Raw genomic sequence first — 22,179 nt, 5'->3', positions numbered from 1 at the left:
AAGTACTCAAATCGCCAATAAAAATTTTTTTTGCCTATATATTTTCATTTTCAGCTTATTTAGGATAAAATATTATTTAAGTTAAATTTATATCATAGTTATTGAACTAATAGTTATTGAACTAAGAAAATAATTATAATTTAAAATATACTAATTGAAAATATTTTATAAAAGGGTGTAAATAAATGCGAAAAGAAAGACTAATTACTTATCAAGATAGTTTAAACATTAAAAATAGTATTTATATTGACGCAAGAACTAAAGAAGAATATAATGAAGCAACTATTCCCGGAGCTGTTAATATAGAACTTTTAGATCATAATGAAAGAAAAATCATTGGTACAATTTATAAAAATCAAAACTCAAAAAAAGCAAAATTAAAAGGGGTTGAGTTGGTTTCACCAAAAATTCCAAATTTAATTAAAAAAATTAATCAGCTTAATAAAAAATATGATAATTTAATTATTTTTTGTTCTCGAGGTGGTTTAAGAAGCAAAAGTTTGGCCGAATTTTCAGATTTAGCTGGAATTGAAGTTTATAGATTAGAAGATGGCTATAAGGGCTATCGACACTATGTAATGGATAAACTTGAGAATTATGATTTTAAAGGTAGAATCTCAGTTTTACACGGCAACACAGGTGTCGGAAAAACATACATTTTAAAAGAAATGGAAAAAATGGGAGCAAATATCATTGATTTAGAAGGAATTGCAAATCATAGGGGGTCGGCTTTTGGCAGTATTGGCCTTGACCAACCTTATAACCAAAAATATTTTGATTCTCTTCTTTGGGAAGAATTGAAGAAAAAAGATAGGCAAAATGGAATTATTTTTGTAGAAGCTGAAAGTAGAAGAGTTGGTCATTCAGTTATTCCAGATTTTTTCAACAAAGAAATGAAAGCTGGAGGAGACTTATTAATAACTGCTTCAATGGAAAAAAGGGTAGACAATATTTATCTCGAATATATAAAAGATATAGAAAGTGATCAGGAAAAATTTATAGAAAGAGTTTTAGAGTCATTAACTGCAATAAAAAAATATATTATTAAAAAAGCAGGAAAAAAATCTTACTTTAAGCTTTTAGAATTAGCAAAAAAAGGTAAATTTAAAGAATTAACCAGAATATTATTAGAAGAATATTATGATCCAATGTATGAACATTCACAGAATAAAATTAATAATTACAAAGCGGAAATCAATGCGGACAATATTGAAAATGCTGCTAAAAAAATTTTGAATCTCTATCATTTATAAAAAAATTGTGAATTTGTTTAGGTAGCTAAACATTTAAAGATTGGAGCTGATTAAATGTCCAAAAATATTAAAAGATTTTCTATTGGCGGTATTAATCTCCCGGATAATAAAGAACTAAATACTAATTTAAAAATTGAAGAATTACCTTTACCTGATATTGTTTATCTGCCAGTTAAACAACATATTGGTAAACCAGGAGAAATCCTTGTTGAAAAAGGTGATTATGTTAAAAGAGGACAACTAATAATTAAAGCAAATCCTGGAGTATCTGCCAGCCTCCATGCCAGTTTATCAGGCGAAATTATTGATATCAAAGATATTTCTGATTCCCGCGGAGGAAAATCTAAAGCAATTATTATCCAGAGAGACAAAAAAGCTGCATTTAATAGAGTTAGTTTTAATTTGAAATCTAAAAAAAATAAAACGGCTGAAGAAATTAAAGAAATTATAAAAAATTCAGGTATTATTGGAATGGGGGGCGCCGGTTTCCCAACTCACATTAAATTATCACCTCCGAAAGAGAAACCTATTGATACAGTGATTATTAATGGATCAGAATCTGAACCATATGTGGCTGTTGATGATCGGACACTGCAGGAAAAAACTGCTAAAGTTTATAGAGGTTTGGAGTTAATCAAAAAAGCAGTTGGAGCTGAAAATGGTTTTATTGCCTGTGAAGATAATAAAAAAAATGCAATCAAAAGTTTAAAAGCTGAAGCTAAAAACTGGCCTGAGCTAGATTTTGAAATAGTTGATTCTTTATATCCACATGGAGCAGAAAAAAAGCTCATTGAAGCTTGTTTAAACCGTGAAATTCCCGAAGGTGGATTACCGATGGAAGTTGGAGTTGTGGTTAATAATGCTCAAACTGCAGTTGCTGTAGCTGAAGCTGTAGATGAAGATCAACCAGTAGTGGACAGAGTTGTTTCAGTTAGTGGACGAGGTATTAGAAATCCTAAAAATTTAATTGTTCCACTTGGAACGCCAATCAAAAATCTTTTAGATTATTGTGATGGTATAGTATCTCAAGAAAGTGTTTTACTAATAGGAGGAACAATGACAGGATTTAGAGCTGAAAGTACAGACATTCCTATCACTAAAACAGGTTTTGGAATAATTATTTTATCTCAAGCAGAATATAAAGAGTATGAAAGTAGAGTCTGTATTCGCTGTGCTAAATGTGTTGATGCCTGTCCGGTATATATTTCTCCTAATAGAATAACAGACTTTATAAATAATGATTATCTAGAAGAAGCCGAGGCTTTAAGTTTAGCTAGTTGTATTGAGTGTGGAAGCTGTGCTTACGTTTGTCCAGCCAGCAGACCGCTTTTAAGATGGTTACGAGAAGGCAAAGCCCGCTTAAGACAGGCAAATAATTAATGGAGGTGCTGTAAATGAATTTAGAACTTTCTGGTCCACACATCGGAACAGATGATTCAATAGAAAAGACAATGTGGAATGTTGCTTTAGCTTTAATTCCGGCTGCAGCAGCTGCATCAATATTTTTTGGAACTTATGCTCTTTATTTAATTTTTTCTACAGCAATATTTTCAGTTATTTTAGAATATCCCTTTACTAAAAAATTTCCTGGAGATGGTAGCGCCTTTGTTACCGGCATGCTGTTAGGGATGAGCATTCCTGCTAATTCTCCATTCTGGCTGCCTTTAGTTGGAGCATTTTTTGCAATTATAATTGCAAAACAACTTTTTGGTGGTCTGGGGAATAACGTTTTTAATCCCGCCCTGGCCGGTAGAGCAATAATTAGGCTTTCTTTTGCCGAATATTTTGCAAAATGGCCTGCTCCTTTTGATGCAGTTGCTGGTGCAACTCCCCTGGCTCAGAGAGCTTCAGACTCTTCTTATACATATTTAAGTCAAAATGGTATCAGTGGACTCTGGAATTTATTTGTTGGGAATATACCTGGAGCTATAGGAGAAACTTCAGCTTTAGCATTACTAATTGGTGCAGCTTTTCTTTATTATAAAGGCTACATTAGCTGGAGAATCCCAGGTTCATTTATAATAGGTGTAATAATTACTTCTTGGCTATTAGGTGTTAATCCGCTGCTCAGTATTTTTGCAGGCGCTGTTATTTTAGGTGCTTTTTTCATGGCAACCGATATGGTAAGTTCTCCTAGTGCTAAAGAGGCTAGATTAGCTTATGGAGCAGGTTGTGGAGTCTTAACTGTTTTAATTCGCTATTTTTCGATTTATAGTGGTGGTGTAACCTTTGCAATTCTAACAATGAATGGCCTTGCTTATCTTTTTGACCATTTGTTTGAAGGATTCCACTTCGGACAGTATCAAATTCGCAAAAAAAATTATAAAATTATTGCTTCTGCAGTCTCTGCAGCATTTTTAATAATTATATTTAGCTATTTCACTTTGTTAATTGGCTAAATAAGATCTAATAGCAAATAATAAGAAAGGAGAATTAATAAATGAATGATAATCTAACACTGGTTAATAAAATAAGTCTTTTAGCTTTATTACCACTGCTTGCTGGCACAGCAAATGGAGTTTTATTTGCCCTCATTTTTGCTCTATCTTTAAGTTTTATAGCTCTAATTGTTAAATTCATTTATTTAATAAACGAAAGTTTTTTTGATCAAAAAGAAGGCCAAATAATCCTGTGGGGTTTAGGCTTTGGAATTTCTTATTTTCTTTCTGTGCTGCTGCCCCAAATTTTGGGAGCTCAATCTCAATACTTTAATTATTATTTCATTCTCATTGGAGTGACTCCTCTAGTTTATGCAGATTTAAAAAATAAAAGACTAACTCAATTCGTACTTAACCATACTTTATTTTTGGATCTAATGCTGGCAGTTTCAATTTTAAGAGAGTTATTAGGTCAGGGAAGCTTACTAAACTATCAGATTTTTAATAATCCACCACTTTCTATAGCTAACAATGCAGCTGGTGCTTTTTTAACCCTTGCAATAGCAGCTTTTATTTATGAAATCCTAACTAAAAAATTAAATCTAAAAGCGACCCTAGTAAAAGAAACAGCAGATAATCTTGAAAGTGAGGCAAAATAATGAGTGAAATGATATTTGTTTTTTTAGATCAGCTTTTAAAAAATAATTTAGTTTTAATTTCTTTTACCGCGGTTCTGCTCATAGTAGTAGAAACACCAAAACTAAGGACTGCTTTTAAAGATGGAAAAGTTATTACTGGTGCCATGGGATTTGCTGCCATTTCTGCCTGGATTTTTTCTTATTATCTAAGTTCAATTAATTATGTTTTTCCAGCAGTTTATTTTTTAAATTCTTTAATTGCAATAAAAATTATAAAAAGTTATGGTCTACTCCAGGGAGAATGGATTTCTGGTTTAAAAAGAGAAATCATTGCTCTTGCTGGACTGCTCGCTCTTCAGTTTAATTTAATAGAAAAAGTATCTTATAATTATCAAGATTTAATAATTATAACCGCCTTATTAGCAGGCTTTTATTTGATTTTCATTATTGTTGCTGCTATAAAAGAACAATTAGATTTAAAAGAAAATAAAAAAATATTTAAAAAAGAATACACTTTATTTCTAGTTTTAGCTTTTTTAACCGCTATAATGTCTGGTTTTAACTTTCTCTAAAGATTTTAAAGGGAGACAACTTTTTATAAGCCGCCTCCCTTTTATAATTATATTAAACTGAAATTAACTAAATTAAATGATATACTATTTTAAATTTAATTTTCCGGCTTTGATTAAATTGTAATTCCCAGTTTTCAATAAATTACATAACTCATTTATTTTAAGTGGTAGTTCTTTAGAAACAATTCCACCCCTTGCAAGATCTTCATATTCATGAAAATCGGATCCAGAAATCATTTTTAAATTATTTTTTTTGGCATAATTTAAAGCTTTATCATTATTTGAATTATGCCGAGGATTTCCATTATAAACTTCAAGTCCATCAATTAATCTTATGTCAGCAGGAGCCATTCCCTGACGATAAGGATGTGCTTGAAAAATTAGTATCTCCGCTTCATCTGTCTCAGCTAAGTTTTTAAATTTTTCTAAATTAAGATGATGTAAATTTGGATATTTCAATAAAAATTCTTCATTCAGACCATAAATCAAATATTCATTTGGATCATTACTAAATTTAATTTCAATACCCAAAAAAACTTTAAATTCTGAATCACCTGCAGCTTCTTTAGCATTTTTATATCCCTCTAAATACTTTTCAAGCTTCTTTTCCCAGCTTAAATCAGAAAATTTATCAAAAAAACGAGCATAATAATGATCTGTCAGAACTAAAGCACTATATCCCGCATTTATATATTTTTCAACTAATTCAGCTGCTTCAACAGAGCCACAGCGGCTGCTTTCTGAACTATGAGCATGCAGCTCAATTTTATATCTATTCAAAAAAAACACCTCTAATTTCTACCATTGATCATAATGAACTATCTCATCACTTAATCTATCAGTCTTTCCTTTTTCTTCATCAGGATAACCAATAGAAATTAAAGAAACAGTTTTTATATTTTTAGGTACTTCTAAAGCTTCACTTACAACTTTTTCTCGTTCTTGATTCGGATATGCACCAATCCAAACTGCTCCAAGATCTAATGAAACAGCTTCTAATAATATATTTTGGGTTGCTGCTGCACAATCCTGTACCCAAAATCCCTCATGTCGCTGTTTATCTAAATCTGCACAAACTGCTATTGCAAGTGACGCCTCTTTTAACATTTTAGCATAAGGATGAACTTCAGCTAAATGATTAAGTTTATCTCGATCTCTGATCACAATAAAATGCCATGGCTGTTCATTACCAGCTGAAGGTGCGGCTGTAGCTGCTTTTAATAATTTTTCTATTTTTTCTTCTTCAACTTTCTTCTTTTTGTATTTTCTGATACTTCTTCTTTCAAAAATTTCGTCCATAATATATCCTCTCCTTTAGTTGATATTATATAATTTGTTAATTGAAAATGTCAAAAACCCCTGATATATATATACCAGAGGCTTTTTAAAATAATTATTCATTTTAAAATAAATTATATTCTTTTTTTACTATTATTTGCAATTGTAACTGCAGCTATAACTAATAAAGCTACTACAAACCAACCAAAAGCCATCAGTTCACTGACAGGATATCCACCATAAGCTGTTGATAATTCAGAAATTGTACTCTGAACAAATCCGATACCTATAAATACAGGTGCAATGAATTTAATCATTGCTTTCCAACCATTACCAACATGTAGATCAGAACTTGCATTCATATTATCTTTAATCTTATCTAAATCAAAAGCATAACTTAAAATTAACATTTCTATTAAACCAACAAGTAATAAACCAAAAATGTTAACAAAGTGATCAACAATATCTAAAATAGCAAGTCCACCTTGAGTAACCATTGGTACCCCAAGTATGAAACCTACAATTGACACTAAAGTAACAGCTTTCTTGCGGCTTAAACTAAAGTTATCAATCAAAGAAGATACAACAGATTCAATTAGTGATATACTGGATGACAGACCTGCAATTGTAAGGGAGAAGAAAAATGCAAACCCAAATAATTGCGGTAATCCTGGTAGTAAGTTAATAGCCTTTGGAAAAGCAATAAAAGCAAGTCCAATACCCGAAGTTGCAACATCAGCTATTTCTACTCCCTGCTGCTGAGCCATATATCCTAAAACCCCAAAAACACCAAAACCAACCACTATACTAAATATACTGTTTGCTAAACCGGCAATTATACCATTCTTTACAACATCCGATTTTTTAGGTAAATAACTAGAATAAGCAATCATAATTCCAAAACCAAGACTTAAGGTAAAGAATATCTGCCCATATGCTCCAACCCAGATATTAAAATCTAATATCTTAGAAAAATCTGGTGTTACAAAGGCCTTGACACCCTCCATTGCACCTGGTAATGTTACCCCTCTTAAAACTATTATTAAAACCATTAATGCTAAAAGCGGCATAAATATTTTGCTGGCCTTTTCAATTCCTTTTTCTACTCCACCAGCAATAATCACATAGTTAATTATCCAAACAGCTAATAAAGCAAAGAAAATTTTCCACTGAATTCCCCCGAGAGTAAAAGCACTGCCGCTAAATCCTAAAAATTCTCCAAAGAAAAATCCTTCAGGATCAGCAGTCCAACCTAAAGAAAATGATTCAAAAACAAATAATAAACTCCAGGCAATAATAACAATATAATAGACCGTTACTGTAAAGGCAACTAATACTGACCACCAGCCAACCCATTCAAACTTTTCTTTTACCTTTCTAAAAGAACTAGGAGCAGAATTTCTGGTAAAAAATCCAAACCCCATTTCAAGCAATAACAGAGGTATACCAGCAGTTATAAGAGCAAATATGTACGGAAATAAAAATGCTCCACCACCATTTTCATATGCCTGATAAGAAAAACGCCAGATATTACCAAGTCCTACAGCTGAACCAATTGTTGCTAAAATAAATCCAAGTCTACTTCCCCATTGATCACGATTCTCTTCCATTTCACTTTCCTCCTTCTCTTCTTTCTACTCATTTTATTTTTACCTGATATTTCTGGCTCAGCTAATCTAAAAATAAAATACTTAAAATACCACAAAAACTCAGCTAAATACTATAATCCCAAATCTACTGCTAAATAATTTTTTACTCCTAATAATGTAGGATTATATACTATTCTCAACTAATCTAATCAGGTTGAATGTATTATAACAAATAAATTCAACAATTTCCAGCTTTTATGATAAAAATTAAATAAATGTATTTAACTTCGTATATTTGACTAAAAAATATTTTAACTATAAATTTAAAAATATATTATTATTCATAATCTAGGGCTTAAAAGCTTTTAAAATATAGCGATTGATGACAACAGTTTAATGTGATAAAATAAATAAAGTAAATATAAAAAAATTAAATAATGAGGAGGATTATTTATGGAAAGAGAAAATTGGACTTCTAAACTCGGATTTATACTTGCCGCTGCCGGATCTGCTATTGGCTTAGGCAATATTTGGCGTTTCCCTTATGTTACTGGTACAAATGGAGGCGCAATTTTTATTTTAATTTATCTAGCCGCTATACTATTTATAGGTTATCCAATTTTAGTTTCTGAAATGACTTTAGGAAGAAAAACAGAAAAAAATCCAATCGGAGCCTTTAAAAAAATGGCTTCTAATACTCCCTGGCCTATTGTTGGTGCCTTAGGTGTTTTATCAGGTTTTGTTATTTTAAGTTACTATTCTGTGGTTGCTGGTTGGGGGATGTCTTATATCTTTAAATCATTGAACTTTACTGCTGAAAGTAATTTTCCGCAAATTTTTTCAGCTCATATCAGTAGTTTCACTGAACCAATTATCTGGCATGGTATTTTTATGTTTTTAACAATTGCTGTTATAGGAGCTGGAGTTGTTAATGGAATTCAAAAGTTAGTTAAGATTTTAATGCCTATTTTATTTGGAATAATATTTTTACTTATCATTCGTTCTGTAACTTTAGATGGTGCTGCAGCAGGATTAAGTTTTTATTTGAAACCAGATTTTTCTGCAATTACTTTTCAGACATTTACTGATGCTATTTCTCAGGCTTTTTTCACTTTAAGTTTAGGAATGGGAGTAATGATTACTTATGGTAGTTATCTAAGTGAAAAAGAAAGTATCAACGAGAGCGCGGCCTTTGTTTTGGTTTTTGACACATTAGTAGCTTTATTAGCAGGATTTGCTATTTTCCCAGCAGTTTTTGCTTTTGGGCTTGATCCAGCTTCAGGACCAGGATTAACATTTATTACTTTACCAGCTGTTTTTACACAAATGCCGTTTGGCTCATTTTTTTCTCTAATCTTTTTCCTACTACTTACAATAGCAGCTTTAACTTCTTCAATTTCTATGCTAGAAGTTGTAGTTGCATTTTTAGTTGATGAATACAATTGGAATAGAAAAAAAGCTTCCTATCTAATGGGGTGTCTAATCTTTTTTGTTGGAATACCACCATTATTAGGATACAGCTCTTTTTCTAACTTTAACTTTTTAGGAATGGACGTACTTGATACCTATGATTGGTTTACTAACTCTATTTTCTTACCAACGGGTGGAATTTTGACATCAATTTTTGTAGGCCACATTTGGGGTAGTAAAAACTCTATCGAAGAAGCAAATAAAAACAGTAGTTTTCACATTGGTAGTATTTATTCTTTACTTTTAAAATATATAGTACCAGCAGCTGTTTTATTTATTATGCTCTTTAACATTTATCAAACAATTTCATAATTGATTTTCATAATTTATAGGAGGTTCAAATTTGCAAAAAACGAAAGATATTTGTGTTCATTATGACCGCTGTGGTGGCTGTTCTATTCAGGATATTCCTTATGAAGAACAACTAGAAAACAAAAAAAAGATGCTGCTTGATCTTTTTAAAGAAAAAGAAATTGATATTGAAAATTTCGAAAATATTTTAGCAAGCCCTGAAATATATGAATATCGAAATAATATGGAATTTAGTTTTGGAGATTTAAAAAAAGGTGGAGAACTTCAATTAGGAATGCATCCTAGGGGAAGACGATTTGATGTAATTACTGTAGACAATTGTTTGCTGGTAGACCAGGATTTCAGAGATATTTTGAGTACTATTTTAGAATACTGCCGCGAAAATAATTTCAAAAAATATCATATAAAATTAAGAGAGGGATTTTTAAGAAATTTAGTTGTTCGCAAAGGTATAAACACTGGCGAAGTTGTTGCTAATTTAATTACAACAAGTCAAGTGGATCACGATTTTAATCCTTTGGTTAAAAAATTAAATAATTTAAACCTAAACGGAGAACTGGTAGGATTTATTCAAACAATTAATGATGATTTTTCAGATCAGGTAAGCTGTGATGAAATGATAGTTTATCACGGCAGGAATTATTTTTATGATAAGCTCTTAAATAATCAATTTAAAATTGATTCTCTTTCCTTTTTTCAAACTAATACTAAAGGGGCAGAGTTATTATACTCTGAAGCTGAAAAATATATTGAGAGTGCTAATGGTAAAGTGGTATTTGACCTTTATTGTGGGGCAGGAACAATTTCTCAGAGTATTGCAGCAGATGCCGCTAAAATTTATGGAATAGAAATCGACTCTGATGCAGTTGAGCATGCAAAAGAAAATGCTAAACTAAATGGAGTTAAAAATGCTAAATTTATTGCCGGTGATGTGCTAAAAGAAATCGATAATATAGATCAAAAAGCTGATTTAATTATTATTGATCCACCCCGACCGGGTATTAATCCAAAAGCTCTTGAAAAAATAGCTGCAGCAAATTCAAAAGAAATATTATATATTTCCTGTAATCCAAAAAGTTTAGCTCGTGATTTAAAAGAACTGGAACTTCACAATTATACACTGCAAAAATTTAAAGCAATTGATATGTTTCCACATACAAAACACCTTGAAGTAATTAGCTTATTAAAAAAAGAATAATTTTCAAACAAAAGCGGTGCCTTAATCAAAATAAAAAGGCACCGCTTTTTTAAAAAAATTATTTAAATAATAATTAAAATTAAGAAACAAAAATATTTAAGCCAATAATTAGCAAGATTAATCCTCCAATATAATCAGCATATTTTTCTACTAAAGCAATATGTTTGATATAATTAACTATCATGAAAGAAAAAATTGTCATAATGGAAGCTACTAAACCTATAATTAAAGAATCCTGGAAAATTATTAAATGTTTAAGATTAAAAAGAAGAGAAAATCCAGCTCCAAGAGCATCAATACTTACACTTATTCCTAAGACTACAATTGTCCATAAATTTAGTTTTCTATATATACACTCTTCTTCATTCTTATAACCCTCTCTAATTAAAAAGATTCCGAGTATGAAAATAACTATTCCACTAAAATAATTAGATATTGTAAAGAAATATTGGTCAATATAATTACCGCTAAAACCACCAATTAATGCAAATAAAAATTGAAAAAAACCAAATGAAAAAACAACTTTTAATTTTTCTATTAAATTTGTTGGTTTGCCACAACCAATTGCCATTGTAACTCCAGCAGCATCCAAGCCTAAAGCAAAAGCTACTAATAAAATATTTATTTTAAACCCCTCCAAATTTTAATTATCTTACAAAGGTAAATTACTTAAAGGATATATGGCACTATATATTATAAAATATATTACTTAATTATGCAATTAAATAAATGCTTAAATTTCAATGATAAATTGAACTGTCATTGTATAATAAGCTTTGCAAATAAAATTTCAATTCTTCAAATACAAAATTTCACTTTAATAAAAATGTCTGCTATAATAAAATTAGAATAACACAATAGGAGGATAAATTATGGAACATAACAGTCTTGAAACTGCTAAAGCAGCTATAAAAATGTCTATTTCTACTAGAAGTGAAGAAAAAGTATTAAAAAAAGAATTTTCAGCCGATGATATAAATACTGCTGCTGTTGATTTCGGGGGCGAATTCAATAAATCAGTGCCGGAAATTATCGAAAGAGCAGTTATTGCTGCTAAAAGAGAAAATATTATTGATAATTCTCATGTTGCCCAGGGTGCAGTTGCAGGTGCAGCACATGATGCTCTAGCACAGATTATGCCCAGAACTATGGGCTTAAATGTAGGAGGGAAGATTGGTGTCGCTCGAAGTGGTGAACATATAGTTGTAGCTGTCTTTTTTGGTGTTGGCATGTTTAATTTAAATGAGGTAACCGTAGGTTTAAGCCATAGATCTTTACTGGACAAATAAAGATAATTTAAAATATTAAAGAAACTTTATTTTATTACTTTTTCATTTCTAAATAAAGTTGACAAATGTATAAGCATAATAGTATAATAAAGAAAATCAAATAACTGGTAGCACGGTAATACGGTAGGAGAAATTTGTAGGGAGCTTTAGCTTTTGTTTAAACAAGGGGTTTTTATACCTAATTTTAAACAAAATAGCAAAAAGCATTTTAACACTCCACCAGGAGTGTTTTTTTATTATCCCCACTACCAGTTAGAAAGGGGAATAAAAAAATGAAAAATAATATTTCAATTTTATTTGTTTTAACTTTGATGTTGGTCTTAATTACTACTCTTACAGTTGGTGCTCAAGAATACAGAATTGGCATTTCCCAATTTGTTGAACATCCCGCTTTAGACTCAGCAAGGGAAGGTTTTATTCAGGGCTTAGCTGAAGAAGGATTTACTGAAGATAATGTTAAGTTTATTGAGCAAAATGCACAGGCAGATTTTGCAACAGCTCAGTCTATTGCACAGCAGTTTAAAAGTAATAATCTTGATTTAATACTGGCAATTGCAACACCTAATGCTCAGGCTGCTGCAAATGTAATTAAAAATACTCCGGTCTTATTTACAGCCGTTACTGATCCTGTAGAAGCTGGTATTGTTAACAGTATGGAAAGTCCAGGAGGAAATTTAACAGGGACTACAGATATGAATCCTGTTGCTCAGCAAATTGAATTAATTAAAGAATTTATTCCTGGAATAACTGATTTAGGTGTTCTTTATAATCCAGGTGAAGTTAATTCCGTTGTTCAGGTAGACATTGTAAAAGAAACTACAGAAGCTATGGGTATAAAATTACATGAAGCTACAGTCAGCAATAGTAGTGAAGTAAGTCTTGCAGCTTCTGCTTTAATTGGAGATGTAGATGCAATTTATGTACCAACAGATAATATAATAGTCTCTGCTTTACCATCTGTCTTAAATATTACTAATGAAAATAATATACCTGTATTCGCTTCAGAAAATGGTCAGGTAAGACAGGGCGCAATCGCTACCCTAGGAATTGATTATAAACTGCTGGGTATTCAAACAGGTAAAATGGCAGCAAAAATTTTAAATGGTGCTGCTACAGCAGAAATGCCAGTTGAATCTTCAGATGAATTAAAACTATATCTTAATACAAAAGCGGCTGAAACCTTAGGACTAGAAATACCAGCAGCTGTTTCAGAGAGAGCCAATGTTATTTATGACCAAATAACTCAAGAGTAGAATTTTTTAAACTCTTAACAATTCAATAAAATATTTAGTTTAGAAATGGTGTGAGGTGTGTTATGAATCTAAGTTTTGCAATTACGTCATTAGAACAAGGCCTTGCCTTTGGTATTATGGCACTAGGTGTATTTATATCTTTTAGAATTCTTGATTTTGCCGATTTGACAGTAGATGGCAGTTTGCCTTTAGGTGCTGCGGTTTCAGCAAGATTATTAGTTGCTGGAGTAAACCCTTTTGTAACATTAGCTGCAGCAATAGCTGCAGGTGGAATGGCAGGAGCAATTACAGGTTTTTTAAATACTAAATTAAAAATTGCTCCACTTTTATCAGGAATTTTAACAATGACTTCCCTTTATTCTATTAATTTAAGAGTTATGGGAAGACCAAATATTCCTTTAATTGGTAAAGGGACTATTTTTTCTTTTATTAGAGATCTTGGAGTTCCTTATCCTTGGAATAATTTGTTATTATTAATCTTAGTTATTATTGCTGTTAAATTAGTGCTTGATGCTTTTTTGAATACTCAAATCGGATTTGCTCTCAGAGCCACTGGCGATAATCCTCAAATGATAAGAAGTATGGGAATCAGTACTAATTCAATGAAAATGTTGGGTTTAATTATCTCTAATGCACTTGTAGCCTTATCAGGAGCACTTGTAGGACAATATCAGGGATTTGCAGATGTTAACATGGGAGTTGGTACTATTGTAGCAGGTTTGGCTTCAGTAATAATTGGAGAAGTTGTAATAGGAGAAAGATCAATAATGATTGCAACTATTGGTGTTATTGTTGGTTCAATTCTTTATCGTTTTAGTATTTCTATTGCACTTAATTTAGGTCTTGCAGCTTCTGACTTGAAATTACTAACCGCTATCCTAGTTATAATTTTCTTATCCACTCCAAGAATAAAAAAAGCATTGAGGTGATAAACAAATGCTGAAAGTCAAAAATTTAGAAAAAATTTTTTACAAGGGTACTCCTAACGAGAATGTAGCAATTGACAAAATTGATTTAACTGTTAATGAGGGAGATTTTATTACAATAGTAGGTAGTAATGGCGCAGGTAAATCTACTCTTTTAAATTCCATAGCTGGAGTTTTTCCAGTTGAAAATGGAAGTATAATTTTAGATAATGAAAATATAACAAAAAAATCCGAGTATAAATGTGCTCAAAAAATTGGTAGAGTATTTCAAAATCCGTTAGCTGGGACTTCTCCAGAAATGACAATAGAAGAAAACCTGTCATTAGCAATTTCTAAATCTAATAATCTTTCTCTTAAATGGGGCTTAAGCAAACACAAAAGAGAAATTATGCGAAAACATTTAGAAAAAATTGATTTAGGTTTAGAAAAACGTTTGACCACTAAGGTTAAACTTTTATCTGGTGGACAGAGACAGGCTCTAACTCTCTTAATGGCTACAGTAGCTAATCCTCGTCTATTACTTTTAGATGAACACACCGCTGCTTTAGATCCTGCTACAGCCATTAAAATTAAGAATTTAACTGCCGAATTAGTTAATGAAAATAATATAACCACTTTAATGATTACACATAATATGGAAGATGCAATTAAAATGGGTAATCGCTTAATTATGATGGATGGTGGTAACATTATTTATGATATCAAAGCAGAAGAAAAGAAAGAACTTACTATAGAAAAACTTCTTAAAATGTTCGAAATTAAGCATGGTGGTAAATTCAATAATGATCGGATGTTACTATCAGTTTAATATAGTAATGAGATATTAAAGGCTCCCTGTTTAAAAGGGAGCCTTTTTAATGCTTAAAACTTTATTAAAAATAATGAATGATAAAACCATTAATTATTTACAATTCTATCTTAATTTCTTCAGCAGCATCTACAGTATATTCTTTTTCGAAAATACTAAATTCCAGTGCTTCATCATTTCCAGCTGCTGCTTTTAATTTAAACATATTTTGATCTAATGTCACATTAAATTTTTTAGCCTGATAATTAAGCTTAAATTCAATTTCTTCCCATTCCTGGCAGAGGACCGGTTTAAAGGAAAGACCTTTTCTATCGATTTTCATTCCGGCAAAACCATTAATTATTAACTGCCAGATTCCCCCAGCTGCTGCAGTATGAACTCCACCAATAAATGTGCCACCACTGACCGCTTTATTTGTACTCATCAAATCAATAAAAGCTGACTTTTTAAAATAATCATAAGCTTCTTCGGCTCTTCCTAATCTAGCAGCAATAACTGCATACTGAGATGGACTCAAAGAAGAACCATGTTGAGTTCTCGGTTCATAATAATCATAGTTTGCTGCTAATACATCTTCAGAAAAAATGTCATGTAAGGTAAATAACTGGATTACATCAGCCTGTTTAATTACTTGAGTAAAAACAGCTACTCCATTTGGCCAACCCCAATATTCTTCTTTATCAATTAGCCTCTCCTTTAATACTTCAGCATTAGTATCTTCTAGATCAAAATATCCATCAAACTGTTCGATTAACCTGTTCTCATCTGGCTGGGGTAAATATATTTTTTCAGAAATTTGCTGCCAGGCTGTAACTTCGGATTCAGTAAGATCAATTTTATTTTTTAAATCAAGCAACTTTTCAGGATATTCATTTTCCATTTTATAATAAAAATACAGGGCTTTTTTTAATGCAAATTGTGTTTGATAATTAGTAAATGCATTATTATCTACATTTTCATGATACTCATCTGGACCTAAAAGCCTAATGATTTCATATTTGTCTTTATATTGATTATAGTGAACTCGAGAATGTAAAAATCTAGCTACTTCAAACAATATCTCACTACCATAATCAACAACAAAATCAATATCTTTAGTTGCCAGATAATACTTCCAGATTGTATAACTAATATCAGGAGAAACATGTATCTGCCAGTCATTAAAGTGGTTTCTAATTTTACGACCGCTGATTACATCTTTAAAGAAAAATGATGGGCATAATTCTTTGCCACTTTTACCAGATATCCAGGCATAAAATGCGCCATCGTAGCCTAAGTCTTTAGCCTTTTTGCGGGCACCATTTAAAGTGTGATAGCGGTATTTTAAAATATTTTTTGCAGTTTCAGTTTCAGTATATAAAAACATAGGTAAGTTAAATATTTCCTGATCCCAAAAAGCTGACCCTTGATATGCCTGGCAGGATAACCCCCGAGCACCAATTGGTAAACGATCACTATGAGCAGGTGCAGCAATAATATTATGATACAGATTAAATCTTACTGCCAGCTGATCTAAAATATTACCTTTAATTTTAATATCCATAAGTTCCCATTTTTTATCCCAAATTGTCTGATTTTTTTCTTTTAATTTTTGATAACCTAATTCCAAGGCTTCATCAGCATCAATTAAGGCAGCTTTTAATGGCGCATCTACATCGTTGCTGGAATAAACAATCATATTTCTATCTAAATCTATCTTATCAGATTCAGCTTCAACATTAATCAATAAATAAATAGACTTTTTCTCATTTTCTACCTTAACGTTTTTAATTTTCCCTTTTTTGAATCTAAATGATAAAGCAGTTACTAGAGTTATCTTGCTTTCTCCAGTCTCAGCTTTTAAATATAGAATATTTTTATTAGAATTATATTCTCCTCTAAAGTTTTCAAGATGAGTACCATTTAAATCCCAGATGTCACCATTAATTCCAAGCTTCAATTCTACCTCATCATTTTCAATATTTTTTAGCTGATAATTATTTGCGATCAAATGCAAATTATCATAAGAAGCAAATCTTTCTGAGAATATTTCAATATTATTATTTTTTGATTCTGATATTCTCTTAAAAACACCATATTTATAATTAAAATCTAATTCAGTAGTCATTTTGTTCTGTCCTGGAAAATCTCCAATATTTTCTCCAGCAACCATTACTTCTGTAGTCAAAGCGTTAGGAGAATTAGAAAGCTCTCTCCATTTTCCATCTGCCATATCATAGGTGTCTGTTATTACACAGGCCTGATATTGTTCTTTTCCCCATTCTTCTAGAGTTCCTCTGTAGCCTAAATAACCATTACCACACAATAAGTTGCTGCCATAATGAACTAGCTGTTCTTCATCTAAACTTTCAATTTGAAGATTCCAATCATCTTTTATTTTAAAAAAATCCTCATGATTCAATTTTATGCCTCCTCTTATAATATACTTAATGATATTGTGAAATATCATTATTTAAATAAATTTAAAAAATGTTATTTAAATAGACAAAGAAATTAGGCCATCAAAAAATAATATCTTATAATCTGATGGCCTGATTTTATCTAATTTCTAATCAGTTTAATATTCAATTTAGATCAAACTAAGACTAATATCTATCTCTTCTTAGTTTATTGTATTTAGCCTTTTACTGCTCCAGCTGTTAAGCCAGCTACAATTCTTCTTTGGAAAATTAATACTAAAACTACAATTGGAACTGTAACCATAACTGCTGCTGCCATAATTTCTCCAAATGGTTCCTGCCGGGCAAATTCTCCCGAGAAAAATTGAATAGCTACCGGTACAGTTCTTGCACTTGGATCAATAGATGTAAATGTTAAGGCAAAGAGATACTCATTCCAGGCCTGAATAAATGACAATAAACCTGTTGTAACCAAAGCAGGTGCAGTAAGCGGCAGCAAGATCATATGGAAAGTCTGAAAAGGTGTTGCACCATCCACCTGTGCTGACTGCATAATTTCATCAGGTAAGTCTCTAAAGAAAGAAGTCAAAACCCAGGTTGTAAATGGTAGAGTAAATAATAGATATGTAAATATCATACTTACTCTAGCACTTAAATTTAAAGCATTTATTACTGCATATAGCCCTGATAATACTGTAACCTGAGGAAACATAGTCATTGCTAAAATTGTATAAAGCGCTGGTGCTTTACCTTTGAATCTTAACTTACCTAAGGCAAAAGCTGCAAATGATCCCGTTAAAAGAGCTAAGATAGTAGTTGAAGTTGCTACTATTGTACTGTTAATTAGACCTCTAACAAAACCTCCATTAGAAAATATAGCTCTATAGTTTCTAGTAAAAAAGGATATCTCACCAGTATCTGGGTCTCTAGGAATCAAGGTTGCTGGAGTCATACTTAACTGGGCCTCTGATTTTAGAGATGAGGATATAGCCCAGTAAAATGGAAATAATAAATAAACAATAATTACTGCCAGCACAAGATAGAATAAGACTTTTTTAAGTGTTTTTTTCTGATCTCTTGTCATTCTGTATCAACTCCTAAGGATTTCATATAAAGAATAGCAAAACCAAAGATAATGATAAAGATTATAACTCCAATTGCTGATGCCATTCCCATTTGTCTGGCTGAAATCAATTGAAAGTAATTAAAACTTGCCATTGAATATCTTTTCTGTGACAGCATTACCTGAAACACATCAAAAACTCTCAAAGCATCTAAGGTTCTAAAAATTAAAGCTACCGCTAGTGATGGTTTCAATAATGGTAAGGTAATATTAAAAAACTGTCTAAATTTACTAGCCCCATCCATTTCTGCTGCTTCATATAATTCATTTGGAATCAGCTGTAAACCAGCAAGAATTAATAAAGCCATAAAAGGAGTAGTTTTCCATACATCAACTGCTATAATTGCTGGAAGCTGTAAAGCATTATTACTTAAAAAGGAATAACTACCGTCAATCAAACCAAATCTATCACCTAACATATTAAATAAACCTGCCCTTGTTGGTTCAAACATCCATTCCCACATTCTTGCAGAAACAACTGTAATTACAGCCCAAGGAACCAACATTACTGCCCTCATAGCTCCTCTACCTTTAAATTCACTATTAACTACCAAGGCAACTATTAAGCCAAGCAATGTCTCAAAAAACACTGAAAATAGTGTGAAAATTAAAGTATTCCAGACAGATCTAATAAAATCTGGAGTTCGAGCACCAACCACATACTTATTTCCAAAAACACTAAACTCAAATGATGGTCGATATAAATAAGGATCTCTTGGTAAAACTCTTATTGGTCTTTGAAATAATTTTTCTCCACTTTCATCGTCAACTGCTTGTTCACCTGTTCCTTCATCAATTATAGGTTCTAATTCTTTAACAGTAACTGATAGCAATGCTTTATAATTATCTAAACCAACAAAACTAGTTTCTTTAGTTGAAGCAAATTCTTTATCAGTAAAACTTGTATAAAAAACCTGCCCCAGAGGATATAAAGCAATTATAATTAAAATTAAAAATGCTGGTATTAACAATTTAAGCGCTAATTTTTGTTCTTCTTTTGCCAGATTTGATGAATTGCTATTTGCCATTAAGTCCCCCCCTTTTTTATAAAATCTGGAGAGGTTAAAACCTCTCCAGATTATTAACAATTTTAAATAATTTTACTTATGGTTGAACTGGCTCACCAGTTTCAAATCCTGTAGTATCTTCTAAATCTAATTCTAAATACTCAATAGCTGTTTGAGCATCACTTTCACCAGTTAATACTGAATGTACAGCCTGGAAGAATAATTCTGATACCTGATTATACTGTGGAGCAGTTGCAGTAGAAGGACGAGCAACAGCATTTGTAAACACATCGTAAAGACTACCAAAGAAAGGAACTGCTTCTAGTACGTCTTCATCTTCATACAATGATTTAATTGTAGGATTGAAAGAACCTTCTACAGCACGCATCTTCTGAACTTCTTCTCCAGCTAAGAACATAGCTAATTTAGCTGCTTCTTCAGGGTGATTACTGTACTTACTTACTCCTAAGTTCCAGCCTCCTAATGTTGCTGCTGATTTGCCGCTATCTCCAGCAGGTAAAGGTGACACACCAAAGTTACCAGCAGTCGGCTTACCTTCTTGATTTCCTAAAGCATAAGCATAAGGCCAATTACGCATAAATAATGCATTACCAGCTTCCCACATTGAACGAGCATCTTCTTCGCCCATACCTGTTACACCAGTTGGAGAAATAGTTCCTACCCAACCAGCTGCTTGATTAATAATCTCAATTGCTTTATCATTATTAATTGTTATTTTCTGATCAGGACTTACTATCTGTCCACCGCCATTAGAATATGTCCATTCTAGAGCGTCACAAGTTAAACCTTCATAAGCGTCTCCCTGCCATACATAACCATAAAAATCTTCATTACCTGCAGCTCTTTCTTCTTCCATAATATATTGAGCAGTTTCTTCTAATTCATCCCAGGTTTCTGGAACTTCTCGGTCATATTTTTCTAAAAGATCTGTTCTATAATATAAAAGACCTGCATCTGTAAACCAAGGCATCGCTACTAAACGACCATCAGTTGTTGTGTTATTATCAATAATTGCCTGGAAATGCTTATCAACAACTTCTTCTGCACCATAATCATAAAAATCAACAAAGTGTTCTGCTAAATCACCAGGCCAGATTACATCAATTTGATATACATCTACTTCAGGACTTTCAGCTTCTAAAAACTGTAAGTATAAACCTAATCTGTCATTAGCTAAGTCAGGAGTTTCTAAAACTTCAACTGTTACATTAGGATTTCTTTCCATATACATTTCTGCAGCTTTAATAGTCAGTTCTTTCTCCTGCCCAACTGCACCACCAGCAACAGTTAAAGAAATTTCTTCTCCATGACTATCAGCAAAAGCAATACCACTAAATGCAATAACAAAAACTAAAGCTAAAACTAAAAATAAATTTTTTCTCATTAATAATTCTCCTCCTCTAAATTTGTCAATTAAATTAAAATAAATGTGTTAAGAATATATCTTAACTACCCCCTATTTTTTGTTATCACCTCCTGCTTAGTAGTCAGTTCATTTAATTTATTTGTGCTTTCTCTAACCACAAGTTTATGTGGAATAAAAACTTTATTGTCTTCAATTTTTCCTTCATTTATAATTTGGTTTAGCATCTCTATACTTTTTAAACCTAGATGATATCCAGATTGTTTGATAGTTGTTAAAGCGGGATCGGTATAATTACCTAAATCAATACCATCAAAACCAACGACAGAAATATCCTCTGGCACTTTAATTCCTTGTTCTTTTAAAAATCTTATGGTTCCCACTGCCATTTCATCATTAAAAGCAAAAATTGCTGTTACATCCGGAAATTTATTAATAATTTTTTTTGCTGCTGAATAACCACTTTCAAAAGTGAAATCTCCTTCAATAAACCTCTTAGAATCATATTCTATATCACTTAATCTTAAAGCAAGCTTAACTCCTCTTAATCTTTCTTGACTGGCAAGCATATCGAGATCAGGCCCTTTAATAAAAGCCATATTTTTATGCCCAGACTGACATAAAAATTCTACCATGTCATATGCTGCAGCAACATTATCTACTGTAACACAGCTGATTTCTGGATCACTTATATAACCTGAAGCAAAAACAACTGGAATGTTATAATTTTTAACTATTGAAAGTAAATCATTATAATAATTAGTAGTAATTAAAATAATACCATCAATTTTTTTCTGTTTCATAATATTTAAATAATTTTGTTCTTTTTCAAACTCACCATCAGAATCACCATAAATCAGAGCAAAACCACGCTCTCTAGCCTCTGCTTCAATTCCTTTAAGCAGGTTGGCTAAAAAAGGTCTTTCCATACCAGCCCCAATAACCCCAATTAAATTACTGGTATTTGTTCTCAATATTCGAGCAGAATCATTAATCTGATAATCCAACTTTTCCACAGCCTTTTCAACTTTTCTAGCTGTTTCTTCTCTAACTAGTGAACTATCATTTAAAACGCGTGAGACTGTGCTTAATGAAACTCCTGCTAATTTTGCTACATCTTTCATAGTTACATCCATAATTTTCTCTCCTAAATTTTATGAAATCCATTTCACTATTTAATATATTCAACAGCAAATAAATAACTCCTGCAAAAAAATCAAATTTTTTTGATAATTTATCATTTTTAGGTAATTATAAGCCTTTTTATTATAAATATATTTATTTTAAAGAAAAATATGTAAT

20 protein-coding genes are annotated in these 22,179 nt (G+C 31.5%); 11 read left to right on the top strand and 9 right to left on the bottom strand.

The features are described 5' to 3' along the window. Window positions 1–185: 185 nt before the first annotated feature. Genes mnmH through HSACCH_RS01820 form a run of 5 tightly spaced genes read left to right on the top strand, consistent with a single transcriptional unit; the run spans window position 186 to window position 4,841 of the window. Window positions 186–1,253, top strand: coding sequence for a tRNA 2-selenouridine(34) synthase MnmH (gene mnmH / locus HSACCH_RS01840; RefSeq protein WP_005487393.1), 1,068 nt, complete (start codon window positions 186–188; stop codon window positions 1,251–1,253). Window positions 1,254–1,307: 54 nt separating this feature from the next. Next, window positions 1,308–2,633, top strand: a complete 1,326-nt coding sequence (gene rsxC / locus HSACCH_RS01835; protein ID WP_005487392.1) for an electron transport complex subunit RsxC — start codon at window positions 1,308–1,310, stop codon at window positions 2,631–2,633. A gap of 14 nt (window positions 2,634–2,647) precedes the next feature. Further along, window positions 2,648–3,652 (top strand): RnfABCDGE type electron transport complex subunit D, encoded by a 1,005-nt coding sequence (locus HSACCH_RS01830; RefSeq protein ID WP_005487391.1) that lies wholly within the window; start codon window positions 2,648–2,650, stop codon window positions 3,650–3,652. Window positions 3,653–3,693: 41 nt separating this feature from the next. After that, window positions 3,694–4,290 (top strand): hypothetical protein, encoded by a 597-nt coding sequence (locus tag HSACCH_RS01825; protein WP_005487390.1) that lies wholly within the window; start codon window positions 3,694–3,696, stop codon window positions 4,288–4,290. After that, entirely contained in the window at window positions 4,290–4,841 is a 552-nt protein-coding gene (locus HSACCH_RS01820) for a hypothetical protein (RefSeq protein WP_005487389.1), read from the top strand. Before HSACCH_RS01825 ends, HSACCH_RS01820 begins: the two co-directional genes overlap by 1 nt. A gap of 84 nt (window positions 4,842–4,925) precedes the next feature. Here the strand turns inward: HSACCH_RS01820 and HSACCH_RS01815 are convergent, their stop codons facing one another. From HSACCH_RS01815 to HSACCH_RS01805, 3 genes are all read right to left on the bottom strand, one after another. Next, on the bottom strand, window positions 4,926–5,630 hold the full coding sequence (locus HSACCH_RS01815) for a PHP domain-containing protein (RefSeq protein WP_152415959.1): 705 nt from the start codon (window positions 5,628–5,630) through the stop codon (window positions 4,926–4,928). 9 nt (window positions 5,631–5,639) lie between these two features. Further along, window positions 5,640–6,140: a nitroreductase family protein gene (locus HSACCH_RS01810; protein ID WP_005487387.1), complete on the bottom strand. Its 501-nt coding sequence runs from the start codon at window positions 6,138–6,140 to the stop codon at window positions 5,640–5,642. Between the two features lie 113 nt (window positions 6,141–6,253). Then, window positions 6,254–7,729, bottom strand: a complete 1,476-nt coding sequence (locus HSACCH_RS01805; protein ID WP_005487386.1) for a sodium-dependent transporter — start codon at window positions 7,727–7,729, stop codon at window positions 6,254–6,256. A gap of 432 nt (window positions 7,730–8,161) precedes the next feature. On the opposite strand from HSACCH_RS01805, the gene HSACCH_RS01800 reads away from it, so the two are divergent. Both HSACCH_RS01800 and rlmD read left to right on the top strand, forming a co-directional pair. Further along, entirely contained in the window at window positions 8,162–9,490 is a 1,329-nt protein-coding gene (locus HSACCH_RS01800; protein ID WP_005487385.1) for a sodium-dependent transporter, read from the top strand. Between the two features lie 31 nt (window positions 9,491–9,521). Continuing rightward, a complete protein-coding gene (rlmD, locus tag HSACCH_RS01795; protein ID WP_005487384.1) occupies window positions 9,522–10,688 on the top strand; it encodes a 23S rRNA (uracil(1939)-C(5))-methyltransferase RlmD in 1,167 nt (388 codons plus the stop codon). 79 nt (window positions 10,689–10,767) lie between these two features. Here rlmD and HSACCH_RS01790 read toward each other — a convergent pair whose 3' ends face one another. Next, complete coding sequence (locus HSACCH_RS01790; protein ID WP_005487383.1) at window positions 10,768–11,328, bottom strand: manganese efflux pump MntP; 561 nt, start codon at window positions 11,326–11,328, stop codon at window positions 10,768–10,770. Window positions 11,329–11,560: 232 nt separating this feature from the next. On the opposite strand from HSACCH_RS01790, the gene HSACCH_RS01785 reads away from it, so the two are divergent. The 4 genes from HSACCH_RS01785 to HSACCH_RS01770 all read left to right on the top strand — a co-directional run bounded on the left by HSACCH_RS01785 (window position 11,561) and on the right by HSACCH_RS01770 (window position 14,964). After that, on the top strand, window positions 11,561–11,977 hold the full coding sequence (locus HSACCH_RS01785; RefSeq protein ID WP_005487382.1) for a HutP family protein: 417 nt from the start codon (window positions 11,561–11,563) through the stop codon (window positions 11,975–11,977). A 272-nt stretch (window positions 11,978–12,249) separates the two neighbouring features. Then, window positions 12,250–13,230, top strand: coding sequence for an ABC transporter substrate-binding protein (locus HSACCH_RS01780; RefSeq protein WP_005487380.1), 981 nt, complete (start codon window positions 12,250–12,252; stop codon window positions 13,228–13,230). Between the two features lie 62 nt (window positions 13,231–13,292). Continuing rightward, window positions 13,293–14,159, top strand: a complete 867-nt coding sequence (locus tag HSACCH_RS01775; protein ID WP_005487379.1) for an ABC transporter permease — start codon at window positions 13,293–13,295, stop codon at window positions 14,157–14,159. Window positions 14,160–14,166: 7 nt separating this feature from the next. Further along, window positions 14,167–14,964 carry an ABC transporter ATP-binding protein gene (locus HSACCH_RS01770; protein ID WP_005487378.1) on the top strand — a complete coding sequence of 266 codons (798 nt, stop codon included), beginning with the start codon at window positions 14,167–14,169 and terminating at the stop codon, window positions 14,962–14,964. 97 nt (window positions 14,965–15,061) lie between these two features. Here the strand turns inward: HSACCH_RS01770 and HSACCH_RS01765 are convergent, their stop codons facing one another. The 5 genes from HSACCH_RS01765 to HSACCH_RS01745 form a co-directional block, all read right to left on the bottom strand. After that, window positions 15,062–17,365, bottom strand: coding sequence for a glycosyl hydrolase family 65 protein (locus HSACCH_RS01765; RefSeq protein ID WP_005487376.1), 2,304 nt, complete (start codon window positions 17,363–17,365; stop codon window positions 15,062–15,064). A 215-nt stretch (window positions 17,366–17,580) separates the two neighbouring features. After that, on the bottom strand, window positions 17,581–18,447 hold the full coding sequence (locus HSACCH_RS01760) for a carbohydrate ABC transporter permease (RefSeq protein WP_005487374.1): 867 nt from the start codon (window positions 18,445–18,447) through the stop codon (window positions 17,581–17,583). Further along, complete coding sequence (locus HSACCH_RS01755) at window positions 18,444–19,514, bottom strand: carbohydrate ABC transporter permease (RefSeq protein ID WP_005487373.1); 1,071 nt, start codon at window positions 19,512–19,514, stop codon at window positions 18,444–18,446. The genes HSACCH_RS01760 and HSACCH_RS01755 overlap by 4 nt, the downstream gene beginning before the upstream one ends. Window positions 19,515–19,590: 76 nt before the next feature. After that, window positions 19,591–20,898 carry an ABC transporter substrate-binding protein gene (locus HSACCH_RS01750; RefSeq protein ID WP_005487372.1) on the bottom strand — a complete coding sequence of 436 codons (1,308 nt, stop codon included), beginning with the start codon at window positions 20,896–20,898 and terminating at the stop codon, window positions 19,591–19,593. A 65-nt stretch (window positions 20,899–20,963) separates the two neighbouring features. Next, window positions 20,964–22,013 (bottom strand): LacI family DNA-binding transcriptional regulator, encoded by a 1,050-nt coding sequence (locus HSACCH_RS01745; protein WP_005487370.1) that lies wholly within the window; start codon window positions 22,011–22,013, stop codon window positions 20,964–20,966. Window positions 22,014–22,179 lie beyond the last annotated feature (166 nt).

This window comes from Halanaerobium saccharolyticum subsp. saccharolyticum DSM 6643, from assembly GCF_000350165.1.
Taxonomy (GTDB): domain Bacteria; phylum Bacillota; class Halanaerobiia; order Halanaerobiales; family Halanaerobiaceae; genus Halanaerobium; species Halanaerobium saccharolyticum.
The sequence above is the reverse complement of the archived record's forward strand: the minus strand, read 5'-3'. Positions and strand labels throughout refer to the sequence as shown.